Below are 26,577 nucleotides of genomic sequence, written 5' to 3' on the forward strand. Positions count from 1 at the left end.
CTGCCACTCGTGGCAGGAACTTGGCAAGCGCAGACTTCCTGCCATGGACATCACCTGGATCATCGTCATCGCCGTCGTGGCCCTCGTGGGCGTCGTCGGCACCGTCGCCCTCCTGCTGGGGGAGCGCGCGCCCCGAGCGAGGGTGGATCGCGAGCGGCTCGCGAGGCTGCGCGAACGCGTCGCGGCCAGCGAGGCGCTGCGGCGATCCGCCCAGCTCGAGCGCCGGATCCTCGAGGATCGCGGCGCTGCGCGAGCGAGCGGAGAGCGCCAGCGGCAGCAGCCCCTCGGCACCGAGCGACTCAGCACCGAACGGCTGTGGGCGGGTGGCCTCTAGGGCGTCTGCGCGACCACGCGCCTGCCGGTAGCGTGCGAGGCATGCGCCTCTCGAACGCCCGCCTCGTCGACGCCCATCCCTCGATCGCGGGTCCGCCCGCCGGTGCGCTGGTCGACATCGACATCGTCGACGGCGAGATCGAGCGCGTGAGCCCTGCGGGGTCCACCCCGTCGGTGGGAGAGCGGCACGACCTCGAGGGCGCGACGGTCATCCCGGGGTTGTGGGACGAGCACACCCACATGGGCCAGTGGGCTCGGCACCGCATGCGGCCCTCTGTGTTCGAGGCCGCCAGCGCCGAGGAAGCGGTGGCGATCGCCGCCCAGGCGGCCCGCGCGCACGTCGGCTCGCGATCGGCCGCCGATCCCCTCGTGCTGGTCGGGATGCGCGACGCGCTCTGGCCCGCGCCGCCGACCCGCGAGCTGCTCGACGCCGCGACCGGCGCCGTGCCGACCCTCATCGTCTCGAGCGACGTGCACTCCTCCTGGCCGAACACGGCGATGCTCGCCCGCCTCGGCCTCACGCTCGACACCGCACTGCTGCGCGAGGACGCCGCCTTCGACGCGCTGCAGGCGGTCGAGGGGATGCTCGACGCGGATGCGCTCGACCGGCACGTCGTCGACGCCCTGGCGGGCGCGGCGGCGCGCGGCGTCGTGGGCGTCGTCGACCTCGAGTTCGACGACGCGGTCGGGGCGTGGATGCGGCCCGGCCGCGCGACCCCGACCCGCGTCGAGGTCGGGATCTACCAGCAGGACCTCGAGCTCGCCGCCGAGCGCGGCCTGCGGATGGGCGATGCGATCGTGCCGCCGAGGCAGCGCGGGGCCGCCAACGCCCGCGTCGGCCGACTCAAGGTGATCTCCGACGGCGCGCTCGGCACCCGCACGGCGTGGACCTCGCATCCGTACGCGGATGGCGCGGGGCTGGCCGGCGCCGGGGTGCGCAACGTCGACGACGACGACCTCGACCGGCTGCTCGCGCGCGCGACCGAGCTGGGGCTGGGCGCGGCCATCCACGCCATCGGCGACGCGGCGGTGACCGCGGCGATCGACGCGCTCGAGCGCGCCGACGCCGGCGGCAGGCCGCGCGGCGGCGACCGCATCGAGCATGCGCAGCTCGTCGACGCCGCCGACATCCCTCGCCTCGCTCGTCTCGGGATCGTCGCCTCGCTCCAACCAGAGCATGCGCTCGACGACCGCGAGCTGACCGCTTCCCTGTGGGCCGATCGAGCGGGTGACGCCTACCGCATCCGCTCGCTCATCGACGCGGGCGTGCGCGTCGTGCTCGGATCGGACGCGCCCGTGACGCCGCTCGACCCGTGGCGCGCGATCGCCACCGCGGTCACGCGCACCCGCGACGACGAGGAGCCGTGGCAGCCGGAGGAGGCGATCACGATCGCCGAGGCCATCGCCGCCTCGTCGCGCACGCGCATCGCGGCGGGCGAGCCTGCCGATCTGGTGGTGCTCGCGGATGCGCTGCCGGACGACGACGAGGTGTCGCGCGACCCGCGCGCGGCGGCCAAGCGCCTCCGCTCGACGACCGCGAGGGCGACCCTCATCGCCGGCGAGGTCGTGCACGGCTCGCTCTGACGGACTGCCGCTTCCGACAGCGGATCAGGCGCTGCGTTGTGGCGAGGGCACAAGGCGCGCCGCGGGTGCCGCGCGCGCCCTTGTGCCCTCGTGCAAGGCTCGCGCGCCGCGCCTCCGCCCTGCCTACCGTGGGATCGCACCGGCGACGGTGCCGCACACGCACGTCCGTCCGAGGAGGATCCATGGCCGACACCAACCGCACTCGCCGACAGCGCAGCGAGCAGCCGCGCCAGCGCGGCAAGGTCGACGTCGACTGGCTCGGGCGCGATCTGCGCGGCACCTGGGGCGATCGCCGCCTCGCCGCGCGCAAGAAGGTGGCCGACCCGCGCTTCCAGCGCATCGACGACCTCACCGTGGCCGACCACCGCCAGCGGGCGTTCGAGCAGCTGCAGCTGCTGGCCGACGACGGGGCCGTGCTCGCGGCGTTCCCGAAGCGCCTCGGCGGCGACGACGACCACGGCGGCAACATCGCGGGCTTCGAGGAGCTCGTGCTCGCCGACCCGAGCCTGCAGATCAAGTCGGGCGTGCAGTACGGGCTCTTCGGTGCCGCGGTGCTGCACCTGGGCACCGAGCACCACCATGACACCTTCCTGCCCCCGATCATGCGCTTCGAGGTGCCGGGCGCCTTCGCCATGACCGAGACGGGCCACGGCTCGGATGTCGCGTCCATCGGCACCACGGCGACCTACGACGAGCGGGCCGAGGAGTTCGTGATCCACACCCCGTTCCGCGGCGCGTGGAAGGACTACCTGGGCAACGCCGCGCTGCACGGCAAGGATGCGGTCGTCTTCGCCAAGCTCATCACGAAGGGCGTCGACCACGGCGTGCACGCCTTCTACGTGCCGCTGCGCGACGCCGACGGGGCGTTCCTGCCCGGCATCGGCGGCGAGGACGACGGCTACAAGGGCGGCCTCAACGGCATCGACAACGGCCGCCTGCACTTCACGGACGTGCGCGTGCCTCGCACGAACCTCCTCAACCGCTACGGCGACGTCGCCCCCGACGGCACCTACTCGAGCCCGATCGACAGCCCCGGGCGCCGGTTCTTCACGATGATCGGCACGCTCGTGCAGGGCCGCGTCTCGCTCGACGGCGCGGCGACCATCGCGCAGCAGGCAGCGCTCGCGATCGCGATCCGCTACGGCGCCGAGCGCCGCCAGTTCAACGCCTCGAGCGACACCCACGAGGAGGTGCTGCTCGACTACCGCCGCCACCAGCGCCGCCTCTTCACGCGCCTCGCGAAGGCCTACGCGCAGACCTATGCGCACGAGCGCCTGCTGGTGCAGTTCGACGGCGTCTTCTCCGGCCGCACCGACACCCCCGAGGAGCGCGAGGACCTCGAGACGCTCGCCGCCGGCCTCAAGGCGCTCTCCACCTGGCAGGCGCTCGACACGCTCCAGGAGGCGCGCGAGGCGTGCGGCGGCGCGGGCTTCCTGGGCGCGAACCGCCTCGTGCAGCTGCGGGCCGACCTCGACATCTACGTCACCTTCGAGGGCGACAACACCGTGCTGCTGCAGCTGGTGGGCAAGCGCCTGCTGGGTGACTTCGCCAAGCAGTTCAAGGGCGTGTCGAAGGCAGACATCGCGCGCTTCGCCGCCGACCAGTTCTTCGACCGCGCCACCTCGCTCGTGGGCCTGCGGGCGCTGTCGCAGGATGTGCGCGACCTGCGCAACGTCAAGAAGTCGTCGGTCGCCCTGCGCGACGCCGACGTGCAGCGCGACCTGCTCGAGGACCGCGTCGAGACGATGGTCGCCGACATCGCGGGCCGGCTGCGCCACGCGCCCAAGGAGCAGGAGATGGCCGCCGCGGCCTTCAACGCCGAGCAGCACCAGCTGATCGAGGCGGCGCGGGCCTGGGTCGAGCTGCAGCAGTACGAGGCGCTCGCAGCAGCCGTCGAGCGCGCGCCAGAGGCGACCAAGCAGGTGCTCACCCACCTGCGCGACCTCTTCGCCCTCACGATCATCGAGGAGCACGCCGCCTGGCACCTCGAGCAGGGCCGCATCTCGGGCACCCGCTCGCAGGCCGTCACCTCGACGATCGAGCGCCTGCTCGTCAAGCTGCGCCCGCACGCGCTCGACCTGGTCGCCGCCTTCGGGCTCGGCGACGAGCACCTGCGCGCGCACATCGCGACGGGCGCGGAGGCCTCGCGGCAGGCCGAGGCGCAGGCCCACTACGACCGCCTCCGTGCTGCCGGCGAGCTGCCGACGCCCGAGAAGCGCGCGAAGGGCACGAACCCCGACGCGCAGCCCATCGCCGTCGCCGGCGCGGCACCCGTCCCGCCATCGGCGTTCACCGACTCGGCCCCGTCGGCCCCGTCGGCATCGGATGCGGCTGACGCCGAGGAAGGCGCGACGCTCGCGTCGCGCTGACCTGCGGCACGCCGTCGACCGCGGCGACGAGGGGCCCGGCTGCTGCTGCAGCCGGGCCCCTGCGTTGTCCTTGCATGCGCAACCCATAGGTCGCATGCACCGAGCGGCATTGCGTACGCCATACGCTAAGAAGCATCCGAGGTCCCGACCGCGCACGGTCGGCAGGCCTCCACCGGCTGGGAAGTCGCCGTTGACCCCAAGGGGGCCGCATGACCACGATGACCACACCTGAGGTGACGCAGGGCGCACTGCGCTCCACGATCCGCGCATCCGACCGCTCCGAGGAGGAGCGCCGCGCCGACTTCCGCGTCGTCGCCAAGGCCGTGCGCGACGCCGGCCTGCTCGAGCGCACCATCGGCTTCTACGTCTGGCTGATGGTCGGCCTCGGCGTCGCCCTCATCGGGCTGCTCGTCGGCTCGGCTCTGCTCGGCGACAGCTGGTTCCAGCTGCTCATCGCCGCGGGGCTCGGCATCGTCCTGACCCAGATCTCCTTCATCGCGCACGAGGCCTCGCACCGCCAGGTGCTGAAGAACGGCCCCGCGAACGACCGCCTCGGCCGCATCCTCGCCGCCGGCGTCGTCGGCATCAGCCACCAGTGGTGGATGACGAAGCACTCGCGCCACCACGCGAACCCCAATCAGATCGGTCGCGACCCCGACATCGAGGTCGACACCATCTCGTTCCTCCCTTCCGACGCCAAGAAGTCGCGCGGCGTGGTGCGCTGGATCACTCGCCGTCAGGGCTGGCTGTTCTTCCCCCTGCTGACGATGGAGGGCCTGAACCTGCACCAGCACTCGATCCGCACGCTCCTCGAGCGTCGCCCGGTCACGGGCCGCTGGATCGAGCTCGGCCTCATCGCCGCCCGCTTCGCGCTCTACCTCACCTTCGTCTTCATCGTGATGCCGCCGCTGATGGCCGTCGCGTTCCTCGCCGTGCAGATGGCCGTCTTCGGCGTCGGCATGGGCGCATCCTTCGCCCCGAACCACAAGGGCATGCCGACGGTGAGCCCCGACGCGAAGCTCGACTTCTTCACGAAGCAGGTCCGCACCTCGCGCAACATCCGCGGCTGGGGCATGAGCGGGCTGATGGGCGGCCTGAACTACCAGGTCGAGCACCACCTCTTCCCGAACATGGCACGCCCGCACCTGCGCAAGGCGAGCGAGATCGTGCGCCTGCACTGCGAGACCCACAACATCCCCTACACGGAGACGAGCCTGACCGGTGCCTACGCATCCGTCGTCCGTCACCTCAACCGCGTCGGCCTCGCCGCGCGCGACCCGTTCGACTGCCCCATGCTGGACGCGCGCCGCTGACGGCGCGAGCAGGAGGACGACCATGAGCAGGATGCCGATCCGTCATGCCATCTCGCGGCTGCACTGGGCGCTCAGCCCCTGGCAGCTGCGGCGCGAGTCGCCGTCCTACGACGGCCCCCGGCTGCTGATCGGCGCCCCGCACACCTCGAACCGCGACTTCGTCATCATGCTCGCGATCGCGTGGGATGCGCGGCTGGCGGTCAAGTGGCTCGGCAAGCGCGAGCTGTTCCAGGGCCCCTTCGGCCGCGTGATGCACTGGCTGGGTGGGATCCCCGTGGATCGCGACGACCCCGCCGGGCTGGTCGATCGGGTCGTGGAGCTCGCCCGTAGCGACCCGCGCGCGGCGATCGTGGTGACGCCGGACGGCACCCGCAGCTCCACGCAGTGGCGCAGCGGCTTCTACCGCATCGCCTACGAGGCGGGCGTGCCGGTGACGCTGGGCTTCGTCGACTCGACGACGCGCACGTCGGGGCTCGGGCCGACCGTGCACCTGACGGGTGACGTAGTCTCCGACATGGACCGCATCCGCGCCTTCTACGCGGACAAGCGTGGCATCAACCCCGAGCGCACGACGGAGCCGCGGCTCGCCGACGAGGCCGGCCTCACGCAGCGCCTCACCGAGCGCGCCTAGCCTCCGCTGCAGGTCGCACGCGTCACCCCCGTTGGTCGAGGAGCGCGCGGCCGCAGGCCGCACGCGTCACCCCCGTTGGTCGAGGAGCGCGCGGCCGCAGGCCGCACGCGTCACGAGACCCCGCCTCCACCCCTGGCGCCCGCGCCGCCGCGGTGCGACCATGAGCGCATGCCCGCTAACGCCGCACCCACCGACGCCGTGCACGACATCAGCGAGGACGAGTGCCTCAAGCTGCTCTCCGTGTTCGAGTTCGGCCGCATCGCCTTCCGCGTCGCGGATGCGCTCGAGGTGTTCCCCGTGAACTACCACGCGCGCGGGCGGGCGATCACGTTCCGGACGGCCCCCGGCACGAAGCTCGCCGGCGTGCTGCTTGCCGACGACGTCGTGTTCGAGATCGACAACATCGGCGTGAAGGAGGCGTGGAGCGTCATCGGGCACGGCCGCGCCCGCAGGCTCGAGTCGGCTGCCGAGGTCGAGGAGGCATCGGCCCTGCCCATCCACCCGCTCATCCCGACCGTGACGCGAGAGTTCGTCCGCATCGACCTCGCGCGCGTCTCCGGGCGGCGCTTCCACCGCTGGGCCGCACCCGACCCCGACGCGGAGCCGCTGGTCGACTCGAGCGACTGAGCGCAGCCGCCCGCGAGGCTGGCGTGACGGTGCGTGACGCGACGACCCCGCGGGAATTGTGCCCACCGCATCCGCTGTTGTCAGACTGTGGAGACGTGCCTGTCGGCGGCAGGCGCGCTGCAGGAGTCGGGAGCGGGGAGCGAGCGCATGGGTCAGCCGATCGAGTCGGGGACGAGCACGATCGACGGCGGGCAGAGCGCGGCGCCCGAGTCGCAGGCGCAGACGATCGCCATCCTCGGTGCCGGAAAGATCGGCACCGTGCTCGCGAAGCTGTCGCTCGCGGCCGGGCACCGCACGCTCATCGCCGGCTCCGGCAGCGCCGCGCGCATCCGGCTGATCGTCGAGTACCTGGCGCCGGGCGCCGAGGCGATGGTGTCGGCGGATGCGGCTGCCGCGGCCGACGTCGTCATCCTCGCGCTGCCGCTCGGGCAGTACGACCGGCTGCCGGTGGAGCAGCTGCGCGGCAAGCTCGTCATCGACGCGATGAACTACTGGTGGGAGACCGACGGGATCCGCGACGAGTTCACCGACCCCGAGCGCCCGACGAGCGCCATCGTGCAGGAGTCCCTGCCGGGCGCGCGGGTCGTGAAGGCCTTCAACCACATGGGCTACCACGACCTCGCCGACTGGCCGCGGCCGGCTGGGCACGTGCAGCGGCGAGCGATCGCCATCGCCGGCGACGACGAGCGCGACGTCCAGCAGGTCGCGGCGATCGTCGACGGGTTCGGCTTCGATCCTGTGGTGCTCGAATCGCTCGCGGCCGGGCTGCACCTGCAGCCGGGCTGGCCCGCGTTCGGCGCGAACGAGGATGCAGAGACGCTGCGGGGGCTGCTCGTCGTGGACTGAGGGCGGCGGCGAGGCGGCCCGGTGGGGCGGGCCCGGACATGACGAAGCCCCCGTCGAGGCGGGGGCTTCTCTGGTGGCTCCGACGGGCGTCGATCCCGTGACCTCACGATTTTCAGTCGTGCGCTCTACCAACTGAGCTACAGAGCCGGGCTCCTGCGAGCCAGGCGGACTCTCGCCCGCCCTTGCACGAGGCCCTCTCGAGTGAGAGGGCCAGGGCAATGGCGACCCTGACGGGACTTGAACCCGCGACCTCCGCCGTGACAGGGCGGCGCGCTAACCAAACTGCGCTACAGGGCCTTACTGGTAGAACCCATCGTACAGACAGAATCCGTCATGAGTGACCCCAACGGGATTCGAACCCGTGCTGCCGCCGTGAAAGGGCGGTGTCCTAGGCCGCTAAACGATGGGGCCGCGTGCCGAAGCACCCGACTACCGAGGAGCAACGCTACAGGACGATCCGGCTCTCGTGCAAACCGGCGCGTCGGGGCCCCGGATCCGCGGTGTCCGCACGGTCGGCGGCCCGGGAGCGCGGCGCGCATCCGGTCGCACGACACGCCGTCCTGAACATGACCTCAGCAAAACCTTCAGGTGCACCATGAAAGTTGGTAACGTTGCCCCGATCGTGTCGTGGCCGCAGGCGGGTTCTGCGGGCACGATGGAGACATCGCGGCGATCCGACACCGCGAAGACGGGGAGACCATGGCCCAGCCAGACCGGCAGGCGCTCGGCAGTGACGTGCGCAGCCGCGCTCGACGACTGCGCATCGGCATCGCCGCATCTGCGACCGTCGCCATCGTCGTCGGTCTCGTCGTCTCCCCGGGCACACCGCGGGCCAGCGCCGTCGACGAGTATGGCTACCCGACGTGGTCGGAGGTCGAGGCAGCGCGCGGCAACGTGAGCGCCAAGAACGAGCAGATCGGGCAGATCCGCACGCTCATCGCTGATCTCGAGACGGCCGCCGCCAATGCGCAGGCCGACTCCGACCAGCGCGCGGCGGAGGCGATCGAGGCGCAGCGCATCTACGACGAGGCGGTCGCGGTGGCTGCGCGCCTGCAGGAGCAGGCCGACGAGGCGACGCAGCGCGCCGAGGAGTCGCAGCTCGCCGCCGGCCAGCTCGCCGCGCAGCTCGCCCGCTCGGGCGGCACCGGCGACATGAGCGCCGAGCTCTTCGCCAACCCCGGCTCCGCCGACCAGTGGCTCTACCGGCTCGGCATGATGGACCGCGTCGCCGGCACCGCCGACTCGCTCTACCAGCAGGCGCAGCAGGACGCGAACACCGCGCAGTCGCTGCAGGATCAGGCAGCGGTCGCGCGCGACGAGCTGCTCGGCTTGAAGGAGGCCGCCGACGAGGCCTTCGCCGCGGCGCAGGCGGCGGCAATCGCCGCAGAGGCGGCTGTCGCCGAGCAGCAGGAGCACCGCGTGGTGCTCGAGGCGCAGCTCTCCGTGCTCATCGAGAACCGCGCTGCGACTGAAGAGGACTACCAGGCCGGTCAGGCCCACCGCGCCTACCTCGCAGAGCTGGAGCGGCAGCGCATCGAGCGCGAGCGGCAGGAGGCGGAGGCCGCGAGGCAGCGGGCCCTGGCCGAGCAGCGTCGGCTCGCCGCGGAGGCCGCGGCCGCCGAGGCGAGCAGCGGCGGCGGCGGCGGTGGCGGAGGCAGCAGCAGCGGCGGCGGCACCACGGTGCCCGTCACGCCTCCGGCGAGCAGCGGATGGGTCACGCCGCACTACGGGCGCTTCACCTCTGGCTACGGCTGGCGCAACGACCCGGTCGGCGTGCTCGGGAGCAAGCTGCACGCCGGTGTCGACATCGCGGCTGGCTGCGGCACCCCGATCTATGCCGCCGCGAACGGCACGGTGTCGCTGCGCTCACGCGACATCTACGGCGCCAACATGCTCTACATCAGCCACGGTGGCGGCGTGCAGACGGAGTACTACCACATGATCCGCCCGGCCCACGTGAGCCCCGGCCAGCGCGTGAGCGCCGGCCAGGTGATCGGCTACGAGGGCGCCACGGGGCACGCGACCGGCTGCCACCTGCACTTCCAGATCCGCTCCGGCGGCACGCTCGTCAACCCCGAGTCGTTCCTGAACTCGCGCGGCGTCGGCCTGCGCTAGTCCGCACGGACATCCGGTCCGAGACGACGAAGGGGCGCACCAGCAGGTGCGCCCCTTCGTCGTCTCGCGGGTCAGTCGGTGACGTCGCGGCCACCCTCGGGCTTCTCGACAGCCTCGTCGCTCTCGTCGCCGTGCGTCGCATCGAACGCGGCGATGCCGGCCTGCACGGTCGCCTCAGCAGCCCCCGCGCCCTCCCAGCCGCCGAGCTTCGCCCACTTGCCGGGCTCGAGGTCCTTGTAGTGCTGGAAGAAGTGCTCGATCTCGTCGCGGATCTGCTGCGGCACGTCGTCGATGTCCTGGATGTGCGCCCAGCGCGGGTCCTTCTCGAGCACGCAGATCACCTTGGTGTCGATCCCGCCGTCGTCCTCCATGTTGAGCTGGCCGACGGGGCGCACCTTGACGAAGACGCCCGGCGGCACCGGGTACTCCAGCAGCACCATCGCGTCGACCGGGTCGCCGTCGAGGCCGAGCGTGCCCTCGAAGAAGCCGTAGTCGGTGGGGTAGACGAACGTGGTGAACAGCACGCGGTCGAGGTAGACGCGACCGCTCTCGTGGTCGAGCTCGTACTTGTTGCGGCTCCCCTTGGGGATCTCGATGACGACGTCGTAGGCGGCCAACGGCGGCTCCTTCTCGTGGGGGTGGGGAATCGGCATAAGGTTACTTCATGCCCGAAAACGAGCGCCGCCCGCGGCTGACGCCGGCCGTCGCCGACGTGCGCCGGGCCGTGCGGGAGACGACGGCAGACCTGGGGCCGGGTTCGCTGCTGCTCGTCGCGCTCTCGGGCGGGCCGGACTCGCTCGCGCTCGCCGCCGCGACCGCGTTCGAGGCGCAGCGCGCCGGCCACCGCGCCGGCGCGGTCATCATCGACCACGGGCTGCAGCCAGGCAGTGGCGAGGTCGCCGAGCGCGCAGCCGCCCAGGCTCGCGAGCTCGGGCTCGACCCGGTGCGCATCATGCCGGTGCAGGTCGCGCCCGACGGCAGCCCGGAGGCTGCCGCGCGCCAGGCGCGCTACGCAGCGCTGCTGCAGGCGCGCAAGGAGCTCGGTGCCGCCGCCGTGCTGCTCGGGCACACGCTCGACGACCAGGCCGAGACGGTGCTGATCGGTCTCGCCCGCGGTTCGGGCGCCGAGAGCCTGTGGGGCATGCACCAGCGCATCGGCTTCCTGCGGCGACCCCTGCTGCAGGTGCGCCGAGCGACGACGCACCAGGCCTGTGCCGACGCCGGCCTCGAGCCGTGGCGCGATCCGCACAACGACGACGACCGCTTCTTGCGCGTGCGCGTGCGCCACAGGGTGCTGCCCATGCTCGACGAGGTGCTCGGTGGTGGCGTGGCCCTCGCGCTGACGCGCACGGCCGACACCCTCCGGGAGGATGCCGAGGCGCTCGCCCACTTCGCCCAGGAGCAGATCCTCGACCTGGTGGAGCATGCCGAGGGCGGCCTCTCGCTCGACGCGGGAGCGCTCGCGGCGAACCCTCCGGCGCTGCGCCAGCGCATCATCCGCCTCGCGGTGCAGAGCGAGTTCCACACGGCGCTCAGCCGGCAGCAGACGCTCGAGGTCTCGCGGCTCGTGACCGACTGGCACGGTCAGGGCCCGATCCACCTGCCGGGCATCCGCGTCACGCGCGAGGGCCGCCGGCTCGTCTTCGTCGCCGCCTGAGGCGCGCGACGCCGGTACGGTAGTCGCACCGCAGTCGCAGATCCGGGAGCGCACATGGAGTTCGAGCACGTCGAGTCAGACCTCGCCAAGACCCTCATCACCGAAGAGGAGCTGCACGCCAAGCTCGACGAGCTCGCGCGCCAGATCGAGGCGGACTACGAGGGCAAGGACCTGCTGCTCGTCGGCGTGCTGCGCGGTGCCGTGATGGTGATGGCCGACCTGGCGCGGGCGCTCAACCGCCACATCGAGATGGACTGGATGGCGGTCTCCTCCTACGGCTCCGGCACGGTCTCCTCCGGTGTCGTGCGCATCCTGAAGGATCTCGACAGCGACCTCTCGGGGCGCAACGTGCTCATCGTCGAGGACATCATCGACTCCGGCCTGACGCTCTCGTGGCTGCGCGGCAACCTCGAGTCGCGCGGTGCCGCATCCGTCGAGATCTGCACGATGCTGCGCAAGCCGGATGCGCTGAAGGTGCAGGTCGACGTGAAGTACTGCGGCTTCGACATCCCGAACGAGTTCGTCATCGGCTACGGCCTCGACTACGCGGAGCAGTACCGCAACCTGCGCGGCATCGGGGTGCTCGCGCCGCACGTCTACAGCGACCCCGAGTGAGCGCCTCGCGCACCACGGCCGGCGCTTGGCATCATGGTCGGATGAAGTCCCTCGCCCGCGGCGTCGCGCCCGCCGCCCTGCTGCTCGCGGCCACGATGCTCGTGGGCTGCTCCGGCTCCCCGGAGCCGACCACCGGCCCCTCGATCCCTCCGGGCATCACCGCGCCTCCGCCCACGGCCCCCGCCCAGCCGACGCCCGAGGTGACCTCGGAGCTGCCGGCGGAGATCGCCGGCGTCGACACGACGGACTGGCAGCAGATCGCGGCGCCGAGCGGCGCATCCACCTTCCGCATCCCCGCCGACTGGACGGTGCAGGAGGCCGACGGCGGTCTCGACGTGCTGCGCCCCGACGGCCAGCGCCAGCTGCTGTACCGCGAGGCGCCCGACACCGGCGAGGGCCGCTGCCTCGACGCGGAGGGCGTGCCGGTCGCCTGGCGCACCGCGATCCTCGACCGGCAGGATGTGCAGCTGGCCGGCGCCGAGGGCATCGCCTTCGGCGCGGCAGCGCTGCAGCTGGGCGAGCAGTGGATCGTCAGCGTGGGCCTGCGTCCCGCGGCCGACGCCCAGTCGCCGAGCTGCCCGATCATCAACGCCTTCGACTCGCCTGCTGGCACCATCGGGTTCGCCTCCGAGGTCATCGTCGACGGCGGTGGCGAGGCGGCGGCGTGGCAGGTGGCGTCGCTCGCCGACGGCGAGGCCTATCTCGCCGACCCGGAGTTCGCGACCATCCGCGCGATCCTGATGTCGCTCGAGCTGCAGGCATAGGCGCCGCTCAGCTCGCACCGGCCCACAGCGAACAGCCCGATCTCGCGCGCCGCCGCGGGATAGCCTGATCCAATCGAGACTCAGAAGGGCGTCATGAGCTTCAAGAAGTTCCTGCGCGGGCCGATCCCCTGGATCGTCGTCGCACTCCTCATCGTCGGCGTGGCGTTCAGCTTCTTCATGACGCCGCAGTTCCGACCCGTGCAGACGGATGTCGGCATGGACATGATCGAGGACGGCCGCGTGCAGCAGGCGCGCATCGTCGACGGCGAGCAGCGCGTCGACCTGATCCTCACCGAAGCCGACGCGGAGTTCGGCGAGCGGGTGCAGTTCTACTACGTGGCGCCGCGCGGTGCAGAGGTGGTCGACGCCATCTCGGCAGCCGACCCCGAGGGCGGCTACGTCGACGAGGTGCCGCAGTCCAACTGGCTCGTCTCGATGCTGACGTTCCTGCTGCCGCTGCTGCTGCTCGCGGGCCTGTTCTACTTCATCATGTCGCGCATGGCGGGCGGCAACCGCGGCGTCATGCAGTTCGGCAAGTCCAAGGCGAAGCTCATCACCAAGGACATGCCGCAGGTGAAGTTCTCGGATGTGGCGGGTGCCGACGAGGCCGTCGAGGAGCTCGGCGAGATCAAGGAGTTCCTGCAGGACCCGACGAAGTTCCAGGCGGTCGGCGCGCGCATCCCGAAGGGCGTGCTGCTGTACGGCGCACCCGGCACGGGCAAGACGCTGCTCGCTCGCGCCGTCGCGGGTGAGGCGGGCGTGCCCTTCTACTCGATCTCCGGCTCCGACTTCGTCGAGATGTTCGTGGGTGTCGGCGCCAGCCGCGTGCGCGACCTGTTCGAGCAGGCGAAGCAGAACGCGCCGGCGATCATCTTCGTCGACGAGATCGACGCGGTCGGGCGCCAGCGCGGCGCGGGGCTCGGCGGCGGCCACGACGAGCGCGAGCAGACCCTCAACCAGCTGCTGGTCGAGATGGACGGCTTCGACGTCAAGACCAACGTCATCCTCATCGCGGCGACCAACCGCCCCGACATCCTCGACCCGGCCCTGCTGCGCCCCGGCCGCTTCGACCGCCAGATCGGCGTCGACGCGCCCGACATGAAGGGCCGCGAGACCATCCTCGGCGTGCACGCGCAGGGCAAGCCCATCGCGCCGGGCGTCGACTTCGCCGTGCTCGCGCGCAAGACGCCGGGCTTCACGGGCGCCGACCTCGCGAACGTGCTCAACGAGGCAGCGCTGCTCACCGCGCGCCAGAACGGCACGCAGATCACCGACGAGTCGCTCGACGAGGCCGTCGACCGCGTGATGGCGGGCCCGCAGCGGCGCACGCGCGTGATGAACGACAAGGAGCGCCTGATCACGGCCTACCACGAGGGCGGCCACGCGCTCGCGGCGGCGGCGATGCGGCACTCCGACCCGGTGACGAAGGTCACGATCCTTCCCCGCGGCCGCGCGCTCGGCTACACGATGGTGCTGCCCGTGAACGACCGCTACTCGATCACCCGCAACGAGCTGCTCGACCAGCTCACCTATGCCATGGGTGGTCGCGTCGCCGAGGAGATCGTCTTCCACGACCCGACCACGGGCGCCGGCAACGACATCGAGAAGGCCACCGGCATCGCCCGCAAGATGGTGACCGAGTACGGCATGACGAGCGCCATCGGCGCCGTGAAGCTCGGCCAGGCGCAGGGAGAGCAGTTCTTCGGCCGCGACACGGGCTCGAGCCGCGACTACTCGAACTCGCTCTCGGAGGTCGTCGACCGCGAGGTGCGCGTGCTCATCGAGCAGGCCCACACCGAGGCGTGGCAGGTGCTCAACACCAACCGCGACGTGCTCGATCGACTCGCGAGCGAGCTGCTCGAGAAGGAGACCCTGGACCACCTGCGGCTCGAGGAGATCTTCGTCGACGTGGAGAAGCTGCCGGAGCGCCCGCAGTGGCTCTCGAACTCCGATCGCCCGGTGAGCGACCGCCCGCCGATCGAGCTGCCGGTCTCGCAGCACGTCGACGAGGCCGTCGAGCCCGACGTCGAGAGCGAAACGCCGGCCTGATGGCCGTCGATCGCGAGCGCGTCGAGGCGGCGGTCCGCGAGCTCCTGGCCGCCATCGGCGACGACCCCGCGCGCGAGGGCCTGCAGGACACCCCGCGGCGCGTCGCGACGGCCTACGGCGAGTACTTCGCCGGCGTCGGCGCCGACCCGACCGCGCAGCTCGACACCCTCGGGCTCGAGGGCGAGTCGGGCGAGCTCGTGCTGCTGCGCGACATCGAGTTCCGCTCGATGTGCGAGCACCACCTGCTGCCGTTCACCGGCGTCGCCCACGTCGCCTACCTGCCGGGCGACCGCATCACCGGGCTCGGCCGCATCCCCGCCGTCGTCGACGTCGTCGCCTCGCGGCCCCAGATCCAGGAGCGCCTCACCGACGAGATCGCCGATGCGCTCCAGGCGGGGCTCGAGCCGCTCGGCGTGCTCGTCGTCATCGAGGCGGCACACGGATGCGTCGCGGCACGCGGGCAGCGCCAGGCCAAGTCCACGACGGTGACGGTCGCGAGCCGCGGCAGGCTGTCAGAGCCGATCGAGCGCGCCGAGATCATGGCGCTGATCGGGGAGCGGAGGTAGCCGTGGCGCAGTGGCGCACGCCCCTCGAGACCGAGGTCTGGGGCATCCTCAACGTCACGCCCGACTCGTTCAGCGACGGCGGGCGCTACGTCGATCCGGGTGCCGCGATCGCGCACGCCCGCCGGCTGCGGGCGCAGGGTGCCGATGTCATCGACATCGGTGGCGAGTCGACGAGGCCCGGTGCCGCGCCGATCGATCCCGCCGAGGAGCGGGCGCGCATCCTGCCGGTCGTCGAGGAGCTCGTGCGCGAGGGCGTCAGGGTCTCGGTCGACACGATCCACGCCTCCACCGCGCGGGCGGCGATGGCTGCCGGTGCCGAGATCATCAACGACGTCACCGCCGGGCTCCACGATCCCGAGATGCTGCGGACGGTCGCCGAAGGGGGCGCCCGCATCGTGCTCATGCACTCGCGCGGCATCGACGTGACGGTCGACACGCACTACGACGACGTCGTGCGCGAGGTCGTCCGGCACCTCGACGAGCGCCGGCGCGCGGCGATCGCGGCTGGGATCGCCCGCGATCGCATCGTCCTCGATCCCGGCTTCGGGTTCTCGAAGGAGGCGGATGACAACTGGCGCCTGCTGGCGGGCCTCGACCGCGTGATCGGGCTGGGAGCCGCGGTGCTCGTCGGCACGAGCCGCAAGCGCTTCCTCGGCGAGCTGCTCGCCGCGGGCGCGACGCTCGAGGAGCGCGACGCCGCGACCGCCGCGACCTCGCTGCTCGCTGCGCAGACGAGCAGCAGCGTCTCGGTGCGCGTGCACGACGTCGCCTCGACCGTCGCCGCGCTGAGCGCGCTGGAGCGCACCCACCGGGCCATCGGAGAGGCGCACGCGAGCGCGCGTCCAGACTGGAGCATCGCTCTGCCGCTGCCGGCGGCAGAGCGCCGCACGGGGGAGATCGCGCTGACGGGCATCCGCGCGCGCGGCCACCACGGCGTGCTGCCGCAGGAGCGTCGCGACGGGCAGGAGTTCGTCGTGGACGCGCGGCTCGAGCTCGACCTCTCTGGGGCCATCGCCAGCGACGACGTCGGCGACACCGTGCACTACGGCGAGCTCGCCGAGCAGCTCGTCGACGCGGTCGAGCGCGACCCGCTCGACCTGATCGAGACGCTCGCCGACCGCCTCGCCGAGGTGTGCCTCGCGCACCCCCTGGTGCGACGCGCCTCCGTCACCGTGCACAAGCCCGCCGCGCCGATCGCGGTGCCCTTCGACGACGTCGCCGTCACGGTGCACCGGGAGCGCCAGTGGTGAGCTTCGCGCTCGAGCGCCGCGCCGTGCTGTCGCTCGGCGCCAACCTCGGCGACCGCCTCGTGACCATCGACGCGGCCGTGCGCGCCATCGAGGCCATCGACGGCATCCGCGTGCTGCAGCGCTCGAGCGCCTGGGAGTCGCCCTCGTGGCACCCCGACGGCGAGGGTCTGACTCCCGACTACGTCAACATCGTGCTGATCGTCGGCACGCTCATGGAGCCCATCGACCTCCTCGATGCGCTCCAGGCGGTCGAGGATGCGCTGGGTCGCGAGCGCGCCGAGCGGTGGGGGAGTCGCACGATCGACATCGACATCGTCGCGGTCGGCACCATCGAGCGCGCGAGCGACCGGCTGGTGCTGCCGCACCCGCGCGCGCACCAGCGGCAGTTCGTGCTGCAGCCCTGGCTCGAGCTGGATCCGGGCGCGGTGCTGCCGGGCCACGGTCCGATCGCCGAGCTCGCGGACTACGTCGACGGCGACGCCTGGAGGCTGCCGTGACCCGCACGAGCGCGCCGACCGTCGTGCTGGCGGCGCTCGCCGCGGCAGCGCTCGCGTGGCTGCTCGAGTGGATGCTCGTGATGGGCGGGCGCGCGGCGATCGTGCCCTCGTTCGCGCTCGGGCTGGCCCTCGCGCTCCTCGGCGCAGTGCTGCTCGTGCTCGCCTGGCCGGTGCGGCAGGCCGCGCAGGGCAAGCGGCGCATCGACTACCGCCACGCGACAACTGTGCTCGGCTTCGCGAAGGCATCCTCGATCGTCGGCGCCCTGCTCGCCGGCGCGGCGCTCGGCGCGCTCGGCTTCTTCGTGTCGAGGGCGGTCGTCGCCGAGGAGGCGGTGCTCGCGCTCGTCGTCGTCGCCGTCGGGGCTGCCGTGCAGCTCACGGCTGGCCTCGTCGCCGAGCGCTGGTGCGTGCTTCCGCCCGACGACGAGGACGACGTCGCCGTCAGGGCGGGCAGCGCCGCCTGACCGCTAGCGGTCCGGCGCAGGCTGGAACGAGGTCATCGACTCCTCGTCGAACGCCGCCTGCACCTCGGCCAGGCCGTCCTGGTTGACGTAGACGACGGACTGCGAGCCCTCCATGCCGGTGCCGAGCGTCGGCATCGTGAAGGTCTGGATGTTCGAGCCGCTGATGCCGGCCATCGACGGCGCGAGCGACAGCACGGTGCCGAGGTCGACGGTGTCGGTCGTGGCGATGTAGGGCGAGACGGTCGCGAACAGGTCGGCGGCGCGGTTCGGGTTCGTGAGGTTCTCGCGCGTCATCAGCTGCGTCATCATGCCGCGCAGGAACGCGCGCTGGTTGTGCACGCGCTGGTAGTCACCGTCGCTGAAGGGGTAGCGGGCGCGCACGTAGATGAGCGCCTCCTCGCCCTCGAGGGTGATCTCGCCCTGCGGGTAGTCGTAGCCGTAGTAGGAGAAGGCGATGTCGTTGTTGACGGTCACGCCGCCGAGCGCCTCGGTGAGGCCCTCGAAGCCGTCGAAGTCGATGATCGCGACGTGGTCGATGCGCTGGTCGATGAGCCCCTCGACGGTCTGCACCATGAGCGGCACGCCGCCGAAGGCGAGGGCGGCGTTGACCTTCGCCGAGCCGTGACCGGGGATCTCGACCCACGAGTCGCGCATGATCGACATGATCTGGATCGTCTCGCGGTCCGGCGGGATGTGCGCGACCAGGATGGTGTCGGCGCGGTCGCCCAGGTCGGTGAGCAGCGAGCCGTCAGCGGCGCGCGAGTCGCTGCCGAGCAGCAGCACGTTGATGGGCTGCGCCGGCCCCTCCGCGACCTCCGGTCGCAGCGACTCCTCGGGGAAGGCCGACTCGATGGTCTCCACCTGCTGCACCGAGGGGTTGATGCGCACGAAGTACCAGCCGATCGCCGCCAGCAGCGCCAGGACGATCACGCCGACGATGCTCACCGCGATCCATCTGCCGACGTGCTTCTTCTGCTTCGAGGTCTCTGCCGTCACTGCGGCAGTATCGCAGAAGCGCCGCTCAGGCTCCTCGCACTAGCCTGGGACCCGGCAGCGGCAGGGCGTTCCCCGTGCCCGCTCGCCGCAGGCCCCATCGCCCCCCAGCAGCAGGAGGAACCCGTGGCAGAGCGCGTCGACGTCGCCGGAGAGTGGCAGCGCATCAGCATGCGCTACGCCACGGTCGATTCCATCGGCACCGTCATCTGGTGGCTGATCCTCGGCGTCGGCGCGACCGTGCCGATCTGGCTTGTGAACGACGGAGCCATGCCCTGGTGGGGGTGGCTGCCGCTCGCCGCGGCTGTGCTCCTCATCGTGCTCGGCGTGCTCTTCGCGTTCCTGCGCACCCGCACGATCGGCTACCTGCAGCGGCAGGACGACCTGCTGGTGCGCCGCGGCATGCTCTTCCGCCGCTTCGTCGCGGTGCCCTACGGGCGCATGCAGGTCGTCGACATCACGCAGGGCCCGATCGAGCGGATGTTCGGGCTCAAGACCTTGAAGTTCGTCACGGCAGCGGCGACGAGCGCCATCACGATCCCGGGCATGCCCGGCGACACGGCCGAGCAGCTGCGCGATCACCTCGTCGCGGTCTCGGAGTCCCGGCGGGCCGGCCTGTGACCGACCCGCAGCAGCACGGGCAGCCGCCGACGCAGGCTCCGGCCGCCGCTCCGGCCGCCGCGCCCCAGGATGCGCGCGCGAAGGCCGCGGAGCTCGTCGACGGCGAGTGGCACCAGCTGCACCCCGCGACCCCGCTGCTGCGCGGCGGCCTCGCGCTCATCATCTTCCTGGGCATCCTGGTCTCCACCTTCCGCGACCGCCTGATCGGCATCTTCGTGCCCGACGAGTTCGGCGGCGAGTGGGAGGACGACCCCTTCGGCGACTTCATCGTCGACCAGCTGCTGTGGGTGACGCTCGGCGTCATCGGCCTCGTGCTCGTGCTGATCCTGCTCTTCTGGGTCGCCTGGCGCGTCCACAAGTTCCGCATCACCGGTGACGCTGTCGAGGTGCAGCAGGGCATCTTCGTCAAGAAGCACCGTCGCGCGCCGCTCGCGCGCATCCAGGGCATCAACATCCAGAAGCCCTGGTTCGCCCGGCTGCTCGGCGCCTGCAAGTTCGAGATCCAGCAGGCCGGCAACGACTCGAACGTCGACCTCAACTACCTGAGCTCGTCGGTGGCGGATGCGCTGCGGTACGAGATCATGGACCGCGCCTCCGGGCGCTCCTCGGCCGACGCGCAGCGCCTGGCAGCCGAGCGCCAGGGCGCCCAGGGCGGCGTGGTCGGCGACATCCTGCGGCCCGACGCCGAGATCTCCCACCTCGCACCCGACTCGCTCGTGCGCATCCCCGTCAAGCGCATCATCGCCTCGTCGCTGCTCGACGGCTGGATCGTCTGGGCTGTGCTCTACCTCGTCGGCACGCTCGTGCTGGTCCTCGTGCTGCAGCAGTGGTGGGTGGTGTTCTCCCTGCTGCCGGCCGGCATCGCGTTCTTCGCGGCCGGCATCCGGTCGCTCGGCGCGAAGCTGCGCTACTCGATCGCCGCGACGCCCGACGGCATCCGGCTCGCCTATGGGCTCGCATCCACGACGACCGAGATCCTGCCACCCGGGCGCATCTTCGCGCTGCAGGTCAAGCAGCCGCTGCTGTGGCGGCCGTTCGGCTGGTGGCAGGTCACCTTCACCCGCGCCGGCAAGACGACGAGCGACGGCTCGGGCCAGGGCGGGCAGAGCCAGCAGATGGCGAACTACCTGCTGCCGGTCGGCGACGTGCGCGACGTGCGCACGGTGATCTCGCTCGTGCTGCCGGAGCTCGCGCAGTCGCCGCTCGTCGACCAGGGCATGTTCGGCCAGGCGCCCGACGCCTTCGTCGTCAGCCCGCCGCGCGCCCGCACCTTCCGCTGGTTCTCCGTGCGCCGCAACGGCTTCCACGTGCACGACGCCGCCTTCCTGCTGCGCCACGGGCGCATCTGGCGCTCGCTGCAGCTGGTGCCGGGCGCTCGCGTGCAGTCGGTCGCGCTGCAGCAGGGCCCGATCTACGGCATGGCCCGGCTCGCGCGCGTGCAGTTCCACGTGCCCGGCTCGGTGCTCTCGCCGAGCATCGGCGCCCTCGACCAGCGGGATGCCTCGACGCTCTTCGAGCATGCGATGCGCACCGTCAAGACGGCGATCGATCGGGATGCCTCGGAGTCGTGGGCGTCGGCGCTCTCGCGCAACGCGGTGCTGCAGGCGGCGCCTGCGGTGCAGGACGGCCTGATGGCGCCGCCTCCGCCGCCGACGCAGCAGCAGGGGCAGCAGCAGTGGCGGGGCCAGCCCGGCCAGCAGCAGTGGCAGGCGCCGCAGGGCGAGCCGCAGCGGTGGCAGGCGCCGCATGGCCAGCCGCAGCAGTGGCAGCCGCCGCAACCGCCGCAACAGCGGCAGGGCGAGCCGCAGCAGTCGCAGCCGCCGCAGTGGCAGCCGCCGCAGTGGCAGCCGCCGCAGGGGCAGCCGCCGCAGGGCGACCCTCAGCAGTGGCAGCGGCCGCAGGAGCCGCCGCGTGCCCCCCAGGCGCCGCAGAGCCCGCCGTCGTTCGGTCAGCAGGCCCCGGGCCAGGCCGACGGGCGCGAGCCCGAGCAAGGCGGCCAGCCGCCGCGCGAGGGCCGGTGAAGCCCGGCCGCCTCGGCGTCGGCATCATCGGCGCCGGCCGCGTCGGCCCCGTGCTGGGCGCGGCGCTCGCGGGTGCGGGGCACGCGATCATCGGCATCGACGCGATGGGCGAGGACGCCATCGACCGCGCGGAGGCCGTGCTGCCGGGCGTCGAGATCCTCGACGCGCCGACGATCGTCGAGCGCAGCGAGCTCGTGCTGCTCGCCGTCCCCACGGCCGCGCTGCCCGACCTGGTGGCCGGGCTCGCGGCCACCGGCGCGTGGCAGCCTGGCCAGCTCGTCGTGCACACCGCCGCCGAGCACGGCACCGAGGTGCTGCGGCCGGCGCTCGAGCGCGGCGCGATCCCCATCGCCCTGCACCCCGCGATGAGCTTCACCGGCACCTCGCTCGACCTCTCGCGCCTGCTCGAGGCGACGATCGCCGTCACGGCACCCGGCCCGGTGCTGCCGATCGGCCAGGCGCTCGCGGTCGAGATGGGCGCGGAGCCGATCGTCGTCGACGAGGCAGACCGCGCCGCCTATGCCGAGGCGATCGCCGCCGCGCGCGACTTCGCCGACGGCATCGTGGCGCAGGGCATGCGGCAGCTCCACGAGATCGGCGTCGAGCGCCCCTCGCGGGTGCTCGGCGGCGTCGTCCGCTCGGCCGTCGAGACCGCGCTGGCCCGCTACCCCGACCCGCCGCATCCGCTCTCGACCAGCTAGCCGGTCGGTCGATGCCCCTGGCGGGCTCGGCGCGCCGGTCGCAGGGTCGGCCTCCGAGCGTGGCGCAGGAGAGCGGCCGAGCGCGCCGACCCGCACCCTGCGCGCGCTTAGGCTGTCGGGGTGCCTGCACCCATCCAGACCCTGACGACCATCGAGGCCGTGCGCGAGCTCGTCGGCGGTGCCAGGGCCGCGGGCAGTCGCATCGCGCTGGTGCCGACCATGGGCGCGCTGCACGAGGGGCACGCAGAGCTCGTGCGCACAGCGGCCGAGCACGCCGACGTGGTGATCTCCTCGGTCTTCGTCAACCCGATGCAGTTCGGGCCCCACGAGGATCTCGACCGCTACCCGCGCACGCCCGAGGCCGACACCGAGCGGCTCGCGGCGCTCGGCGTCGACGCGGTCTTCATGCCGGGCGTCGACGAGGTGTTCCCCGACGGCGGGCGATCCGCCACGATCGTCTCCGCCGGCCACCTCGGCACCGTGCTCGAGGGGCGGAGCCGCCCGGGTCACTACGACGGCGTGCTCACCGTCGTCACGAAGCTCTTCTCGATCGTGGCGCCGGATGTCGCCGCGTTCGGCGAGAAGGACGCGCAGCAGCTCTTCCTCGTGCGCCGCATGGTGCGCGACCTGAACCTGCCGGTGGAGATCCTCGGCGTGCCCACGGTGCGGGAGCTCGACGGCCTCGCGCTCTCGAGCCGCAACGCCATGCTCACGGCGGGCGAGCGACGCGACGCCCTCGCGCTCTCGCGCGCGCTGGAGGCGGCGGGCTCGGCCGCCGACCGCGGCGTCGAGTCGATGCTCGCGGCAGCGCAGTCGGTCTTCCAGTCGGACACCGGGGTGCAGCTCGACTACCTCGCCATCGTCGACCCGCGCACCTTCGCCTTCGCGAGCGATGCGCACCACGGCCCCGTGCAGGTGCTCGTGGCAGCCCGCGTGGGCGCTGTGCGACTGATCGACAACGCCGTCTTCTCGATCCCCTGATCGCCTGCACGAGGTGCGCCTCGGGGCGGATGCGCGAGCGCCGGTAGGATCGGACGTCGTGACCGAGACGCCTGACGACAGCCCCGCCCAGCACACGACCGACCAGGCCGAGACCGTGCAGGCTCGGGCCGACTGGGTCTCGCGGCTCGCCGACGACGTGATCGCCGAGGCTGCGCGCCGCGGGACGAAGCCGGTCGCCGCATCCGGCATCTCGCCCTCCGGGCCCGTGCACCTGGGCAACTTCCGCGAGGTGATGAGCCCGCACCTCGTGATCGACGAGATCCAGCGCCGCGGCATCGAGGCCGAGCACATCTTCAGCTGGGATGACTACGACCGGTTCCGCAAGGTGCCGGCAGGCATCGAGGGCGTCGATGCGTCGTGGAGCGAGCACATCGGCAAGCCGCTCACGAGCGTGCCGGCCCCTCCTGGCAGCGAGCACGACTCGTGGGCCGCGCACTTCCGCAGCGCTGCCGAGGCGGGCTTCGCCGAGGCGGGCGTGCGGTACCGCGGCATCAGCCAGACCGAGCAGTACGCGGCGGGCACCTACACCGAGCAGATCCTGCACGCCATGCGCCACCGCCGCGAGATCGACGCGATCCTCGCGCAGTACCGCACGCTGCCCGCCGCCAAGGATGAGGACGAGGCGCTGCAGCGGGCGCTCGACGCCTCCTCCGGCGCCGCGAGCGACGACGACGGCTCCGGCGGCGCCGAGTACTACCCCTACAAGCCCTACTGCACGGCCTGCGGCAAGGACCTCACGACCATCGAGGCCTACGACGACGAGTCGACCGAGATGACCTACTCGTGCCAGTGCGGCCACCGCGAGACGGTGCTGCTGCGTGAGTTCCGCTCCGGCAAGCTCGTCTGGAAGGTCGACTGGCCGATGCGCTGGGCGCACGAGCGCGTGGTGTTCGAGCCCTCGGGCGTCGACCACCAGAGCCCGGGCTCGTCGTTCCAGGTGGGCCTGCAGCTCGCGCCCGTCTTCGGCTGGGAGCGCCCGCTCGGCCCGATGTACGCCTTCGTCGGCTTCGGCGGCGTCGCCAAGATGTCGTCGTCGCGCGGCGGTGCGCCGACGCCCTCCGATGCCCTCGCCGTGATGGAGGCGCCGGTGCTGCGCTGGCTCTACGCCCGCCGTCGCATGAACCAGTCGTTCGACGTCGCCTTCGGCTCCGAGCTGCAGCGCACCTACGACGAGTGGGATGCGCTGCTGCGGAAGGCTGCGGCCGGCACCGCCGGCGAGGCGGAGATCGCCGCCCTTGAGCGCGCCACCTCGACGGCGAACGGCCCGCTGCCCGAGACCCCCCGCCGCGTCGCCTACCGCACCCTCGCATCCGTCGTCGACATCACGTTCGGCGACGAGGAGCAGATCGTGCGGATCCTGGGCGGGCTGGACGCCGACGACCCGATCACCGACCTCGACGCGCTTCGGCCGCGGCTCGACCGGGTCGAGGCGTGGGTCGCGACCCACATGCCCGCCGAAGAGCACACCGCGGTGCGCGAGCAGGCGGATCGCGAGGCGCTCGACGCGCTCACCGAGGCCGAGCGCGAGGGGATCGCGCTGCTGCTCGACGGCGGGCAGGGGCTGCCGCCGATCGAGGAGGCGTGGACCCTCGATGGCCTGACCTTCCAGGTCTACGGCGTCGCGAAGGTGCAGCGCGGGCTCGAGCCCGGCGCGATGGTGAAGGGTGACAAGGAGCTCTCCGCGGCCCAGCGGGCGTTCTTCGCGCTGCTCTACCGACTGCTCGTCGGCCGCGAGACCGGACCCCGCATCCCGACCCTGCTGCTCGCCATCGGGCGCGAGCGGGTGCGCGAGCTGCTGACCTGAGGCGCCCGGTAGGCTGGTCCCATGCCTGAGAGCTGGTGGGGGAACGCGATCTTCTCGTTGATCCCGACGATCGTGCTCGGCCTCATCTTCTGGATGGTGCTGCGCGCGATCATCCGCGGCGACCGCACCGCCCGCCGCGAGTACGACCGCGTCGAGGCTGAGGAGCGCGCCAAGCTCGGCCTGCCGCCGAAGGGCGCAGCGCCTGCCGCGCCGGCCGCCGCCGCGCCCTCGGAGCCTGCGCGCGACACACCGGGCAGCGCGCCAGCTCCGGGGGAGCGCACCTCCGCCTGACCGCTCTGGCGCGTGCCGGCGTGAGCCGCGCGGTGCGCGCTGCGCTCAGGGAGCGGGCGTCGTCGTCTCCGCGTGCGGTCCCTGCTGCTGCGGCCCGGGCTGCTGGGGCGGCGCGAGCATGTCTGCGGCCGCCGAGCCATCGGTGAAGCGCTGCACCTTCGGCATCGTGAAGTGCACCGCGGCGTAGGCGAGACCGAGCGCCGCCGCCGTGATCGCGGTCGAGATCCAGTCCTCACCCGCGACCGGCTGGCCGGAGAACGCCGACGTGCCGGTCAGTGCGAGCGGCACCATGATGAACACGTTGTTCGCGGCGTGCAGCACCGACGCGGCCTCGAGGCCACCGGTGCGGTAGGTGAGCATCGAGCACGCGAAGCCGACGAGCGAGAGCTGCAGCGTCGCGGCGATCGACGGATGCGCGTGCATCGCGCCGAACAGGAGGCCGGTGGCGACGCCGGTCCAGACCGCGTTGCCGAAGCGGCCGGTCAGCACCCAGGGGCCGACGGCCGCCGCGACGAGCGCGAGCATCGACAGCCACCAGGTGGCCGGCTGCAGCACCACCACCAGCAGCGACGGGAAGAGCATCACGAGCGCTGGCACGTAGCGGTGCAGCTGCCAACCGCCCATGAGCTGCGGCAGCAGGCCTCGGAACGTGAACTCCTCGCCAGCGGACTGCAGGGGCGTCGTGAGCAGCACCGCGATGACGAGGCCCCAGCTCGGGTTCCACTGCCACTCGATGGAGCGATCCATCGACAGCGACAGGCCGATGTAGATCGCGAAGATCGGCAGGATGACGAATGCCGATCGGGCGACGACGCTCCAGCGCCACCGGCCGATGACGCTCGAGGCGAAGCCCGCCGCGCGCATGCCGAAGGCCGCCATGGCAACGATGGCACCCGGGATCATCGCTGCCCAGGCCATGTTCACCGCTGCCATGCCCAGCGGCGTGCCGATCACGGTCTCGATGAGCCGGTTCGTGATCTCCTGCTGATCGAGCGAGAGGTCCGTGGGGTCGACCGTCGCGAGGAAGTCGGCCATGCCGGGCAGCAGCAGGACGAGCGAGAGGATCTGCCCCCCGAAGAAGAAGCCGATCGCGATCGCCCAGGCGATGAACCAGCGACCGACGCGCCGCTCGAGCGGCTGGAAGGCCATGGCGAAGGGGCGCCCGGACATCGGCAGCGCCGCAGGCAGCAGCGCGGGCTTCGTCGGCGATGCTGGCGGGAACCCGAGGGGCTGCTGCCCGTGCTGCTGCTGCCCGTACTGCGGCTGCGCGTACAGCTGCTGCCCGTACTGCGGCTGCTGCCCGTACTGCGGTTGCTGCCCGTACTGCGGCGTCGACGCCACCTGCGGCGCACCGTAGTACTGCCCGTACTGCGGCCGCCCCTCCTGCGGGGGCTGCTGCGAGCCGTGCTGGTTCCAGGACTGGCTGGGCTGATCGGTCACCGTGCTCCTCGTCGCGTCTGCCCT

25 protein-coding genes and 3 tRNA genes are annotated in these 26,577 nt (G+C 72.2%); 22 read left to right on the forward strand and 6 right to left on the reverse strand.

The genetic code is table 11. From position 1 onward, the window contains the following. Nucleotides 1-43 precede the first annotated feature (43 nt). The 7 genes from BQ6202_RS14940 (at nt 44) to BQ6202_RS14080 (ending at nt 7,703) form a co-directional block, all read left to right on the forward strand. Nucleotides 44-334: a hypothetical protein gene (locus BQ6202_RS14940; RefSeq protein ID WP_072314982.1), complete on the forward strand. Its 291-nt coding sequence runs from the start codon at nt 44-46 to the stop codon at nt 332-334. A gap of 41 nt (nt 335-375) precedes the next feature. Beyond that, entirely contained in the window at nt 376-1,917 is a 1,542-nt protein-coding gene (locus BQ6202_RS14055; RefSeq protein ID WP_072314983.1) for an amidohydrolase, read from the forward strand. A gap of 182 nt (nt 1,918-2,099) precedes the next feature. Then, nucleotides 2,100-4,286 carry an acyl-CoA dehydrogenase family protein gene (locus tag BQ6202_RS14060; protein ID WP_072314984.1) on the forward strand — a complete coding sequence of 729 codons (2,187 nt, stop codon included), beginning with the start codon at nt 2,100-2,102 and terminating at the stop codon, nt 4,284-4,286. Between the two features lie 209 nt (nt 4,287-4,495). Beyond that, nucleotides 4,496-5,599: a fatty acid desaturase family protein gene (locus BQ6202_RS14065; protein WP_072314985.1), complete on the forward strand. Its 1,104-nt coding sequence runs from the start codon at nt 4,496-4,498 to the stop codon at nt 5,597-5,599. Between the two features lie 31 nt (nt 5,600-5,630). Beyond that, nucleotides 5,631-6,230, forward strand: a complete 600-nt coding sequence (locus BQ6202_RS14070; protein WP_072314986.1) for a 1-acyl-sn-glycerol-3-phosphate acyltransferase — start codon at nt 5,631-5,633, stop codon at nt 6,228-6,230. Between the two features lie 168 nt (nt 6,231-6,398). After that, on the forward strand, nt 6,399-6,857 hold the full coding sequence (locus BQ6202_RS14075; protein ID WP_072314987.1) for a pyridoxamine 5'-phosphate oxidase family protein: 459 nt from the start codon (nt 6,399-6,401) through the stop codon (nt 6,855-6,857). A gap of 147 nt (nt 6,858-7,004) precedes the next feature. Continuing rightward, nucleotides 7,005-7,703 carry an NADPH-dependent F420 reductase gene (locus tag BQ6202_RS14080; RefSeq protein ID WP_083587309.1) on the forward strand — a complete coding sequence of 233 codons (699 nt, stop codon included), beginning with the start codon at nt 7,005-7,007 and terminating at the stop codon, nt 7,701-7,703. A 71-nt stretch (nt 7,704-7,774) separates the two neighbouring features. On the opposite strand, the gene BQ6202_RS14085 is transcribed toward BQ6202_RS14080, so the two are convergent. The 3 genes from BQ6202_RS14085 to BQ6202_RS14095 all read right to left on the reverse strand — a co-directional run bounded on the left by BQ6202_RS14085 (nt 7,775) and on the right by BQ6202_RS14095 (nt 8,114). Beyond that, nucleotides 7,775-7,850 (reverse strand) — tRNA-Phe (locus tag BQ6202_RS14085). 72 nt (nt 7,851-7,922) lie between these two features. Further along, nucleotides 7,923-8,000 (reverse strand) — tRNA-Asp (locus BQ6202_RS14090). A 41-nt stretch (nt 8,001-8,041) separates the two neighbouring features. Next, nucleotides 8,042-8,114: transfer RNA gene (locus BQ6202_RS14095), tRNA-Glu, on the reverse strand. 288 nt (nt 8,115-8,402) lie between these two features. On the opposite strand from BQ6202_RS14095, the gene BQ6202_RS14100 reads away from it, so the two are divergent. After that, nucleotides 8,403-9,818, forward strand: coding sequence for a peptidoglycan DD-metalloendopeptidase family protein (locus tag BQ6202_RS14100; RefSeq protein ID WP_143143749.1), 1,416 nt, complete (start codon nt 8,403-8,405; stop codon nt 9,816-9,818). A gap of 71 nt (nt 9,819-9,889) precedes the next feature. Here BQ6202_RS14100 and BQ6202_RS14105 read toward each other — a convergent pair whose 3' ends face one another. Next, the gene (locus tag BQ6202_RS14105) at nt 9,890-10,435 is read right to left on the reverse strand and encodes an inorganic diphosphatase (protein ID WP_072314988.1); all 546 of its coding nucleotides are present in this window, start codon (nt 10,433-10,435) and stop codon (nt 9,890-9,892) included. Nucleotides 10,436-10,482: 47 nt separating this feature from the next. On the opposite strand from BQ6202_RS14105, the gene tilS reads away from it, so the two are divergent. The 8 genes from tilS to BQ6202_RS14145 all read left to right on the forward strand — a co-directional run bounded on the left by tilS (nt 10,483) and on the right by BQ6202_RS14145 (nt 17,680). Further along, the gene (tilS, locus tag BQ6202_RS14110) at nt 10,483-11,475 is read left to right on the forward strand and encodes a tRNA lysidine(34) synthetase TilS (RefSeq protein ID WP_072314989.1); all 993 of its coding nucleotides are present in this window, start codon (nt 10,483-10,485) and stop codon (nt 11,473-11,475) included. Nucleotides 11,476-11,529: 54 nt separating this feature from the next. Beyond that, nucleotides 11,530-12,090: a hypoxanthine phosphoribosyltransferase gene (hpt, locus tag BQ6202_RS14115; protein WP_072314990.1), complete on the forward strand. Its 561-nt coding sequence runs from the start codon at nt 11,530-11,532 to the stop codon at nt 12,088-12,090. 41 nt (nt 12,091-12,131) lie between these two features. Beyond that, nucleotides 12,132-12,854 carry a hypothetical protein gene (locus BQ6202_RS14120; protein ID WP_072314991.1) on the forward strand — a complete coding sequence of 241 codons (723 nt, stop codon included), beginning with the start codon at nt 12,132-12,134 and terminating at the stop codon, nt 12,852-12,854. Nucleotides 12,855-12,947: 93 nt separating this feature from the next. Then, complete coding sequence (gene ftsH, locus BQ6202_RS14125; RefSeq protein ID WP_072314992.1) at nt 12,948-14,903, forward strand: ATP-dependent zinc metalloprotease FtsH; 1,956 nt, start codon at nt 12,948-12,950, stop codon at nt 14,901-14,903. Then, entirely contained in the window at nt 14,903-15,469 is a 567-nt protein-coding gene (gene folE / locus BQ6202_RS14130; RefSeq protein WP_072314993.1) for a GTP cyclohydrolase I FolE, read from the forward strand. Before ftsH ends, folE begins: the two co-directional genes overlap by 1 nt. Before the next feature lie 2 nt (nt 15,470-15,471). After that, nucleotides 15,472-16,719 carry a dihydropteroate synthase gene (folP, locus tag BQ6202_RS14135; protein ID WP_072314994.1) on the forward strand — a complete coding sequence of 416 codons (1,248 nt, stop codon included), beginning with the start codon at nt 15,472-15,474 and terminating at the stop codon, nt 16,717-16,719. Then, on the forward strand, nt 16,716-17,216 hold the full coding sequence (gene folK / locus BQ6202_RS14140; protein ID WP_234946222.1) for a 2-amino-4-hydroxy-6-hydroxymethyldihydropteridine diphosphokinase: 501 nt from the start codon (nt 16,716-16,718) through the stop codon (nt 17,214-17,216). Before folP ends, folK begins: the two co-directional genes overlap by 4 nt. Continuing rightward, nucleotides 17,213-17,680 carry a DUF3180 family protein gene (locus BQ6202_RS14145; RefSeq protein ID WP_072314996.1) on the forward strand — a complete coding sequence of 156 codons (468 nt, stop codon included), beginning with the start codon at nt 17,213-17,215 and terminating at the stop codon, nt 17,678-17,680. Before folK ends, BQ6202_RS14145 begins: the two co-directional genes overlap by 4 nt. 3 nt (nt 17,681-17,683) lie before the next feature. Here BQ6202_RS14145 and BQ6202_RS14150 read toward each other — a convergent pair whose 3' ends face one another. After that, the gene (locus BQ6202_RS14150; RefSeq protein ID WP_072314997.1) at nt 17,684-18,676 is read right to left on the reverse strand and encodes an LCP family protein; all 993 of its coding nucleotides are present in this window, start codon (nt 18,674-18,676) and stop codon (nt 17,684-17,686) included. A 123-nt stretch (nt 18,677-18,799) separates the two neighbouring features. Here BQ6202_RS14150 and BQ6202_RS14155 point away from each other — a divergent pair, with 123 nt between their 5' ends. From BQ6202_RS14155 to BQ6202_RS14180, 6 genes are all read left to right on the forward strand, one after another. Continuing rightward, on the forward strand, nt 18,800-19,294 hold the full coding sequence (locus BQ6202_RS14155; RefSeq protein ID WP_072314998.1) for a PH domain-containing protein: 495 nt from the start codon (nt 18,800-18,802) through the stop codon (nt 19,292-19,294). Continuing rightward, entirely contained in the window at nt 19,291-21,315 is a 2,025-nt protein-coding gene (locus BQ6202_RS14160) for a PH domain-containing protein (RefSeq protein ID WP_072314999.1), read from the forward strand. The genes BQ6202_RS14155 and BQ6202_RS14160 overlap by 4 nt, the downstream gene beginning before the upstream one ends. Further along, complete coding sequence (locus BQ6202_RS14165; RefSeq protein ID WP_072315000.1) at nt 21,312-22,016, forward strand: DUF2520 domain-containing protein; 705 nt, start codon at nt 21,312-21,314, stop codon at nt 22,014-22,016. The genes BQ6202_RS14160 and BQ6202_RS14165 overlap by 4 nt, the downstream gene beginning before the upstream one ends. Before the next feature lie 120 nt (nt 22,017-22,136). Next, entirely contained in the window at nt 22,137-22,997 is an 861-nt protein-coding gene (panC, locus tag BQ6202_RS14170; RefSeq protein ID WP_072315001.1) for a pantoate--beta-alanine ligase, read from the forward strand. Between the two features lie 58 nt (nt 22,998-23,055). Continuing rightward, nucleotides 23,056-24,822, forward strand: a complete 1,767-nt coding sequence (lysS, locus tag BQ6202_RS14175) for a lysine--tRNA ligase (protein WP_072315002.1) — start codon at nt 23,056-23,058, stop codon at nt 24,820-24,822. Between the two features lie 21 nt (nt 24,823-24,843). Further along, nucleotides 24,844-25,113 (forward strand): hypothetical protein, encoded by a 270-nt coding sequence (locus tag BQ6202_RS14180; RefSeq protein WP_072315003.1) that lies wholly within the window; start codon nt 24,844-24,846, stop codon nt 25,111-25,113. A 45-nt stretch (nt 25,114-25,158) separates the two neighbouring features. Here the strand turns inward: BQ6202_RS14180 and BQ6202_RS14185 are convergent, their stop codons facing one another. Then, nucleotides 25,159-26,553 carry a CPBP family intramembrane glutamic endopeptidase gene (locus BQ6202_RS14185; protein WP_072315004.1) on the reverse strand — a complete coding sequence of 465 codons (1,395 nt, stop codon included), beginning with the start codon at nt 26,551-26,553 and terminating at the stop codon, nt 25,159-25,161. Nucleotides 26,554-26,577: the final 24 nt, after the last annotated feature.

It is taken from the genome of Agrococcus sp. Marseille-P2731, assembly GCF_900117395.1.
Lineage (GTDB): Bacteria > Actinomycetota > Actinomycetes > Actinomycetales > Microbacteriaceae > Agrococcus.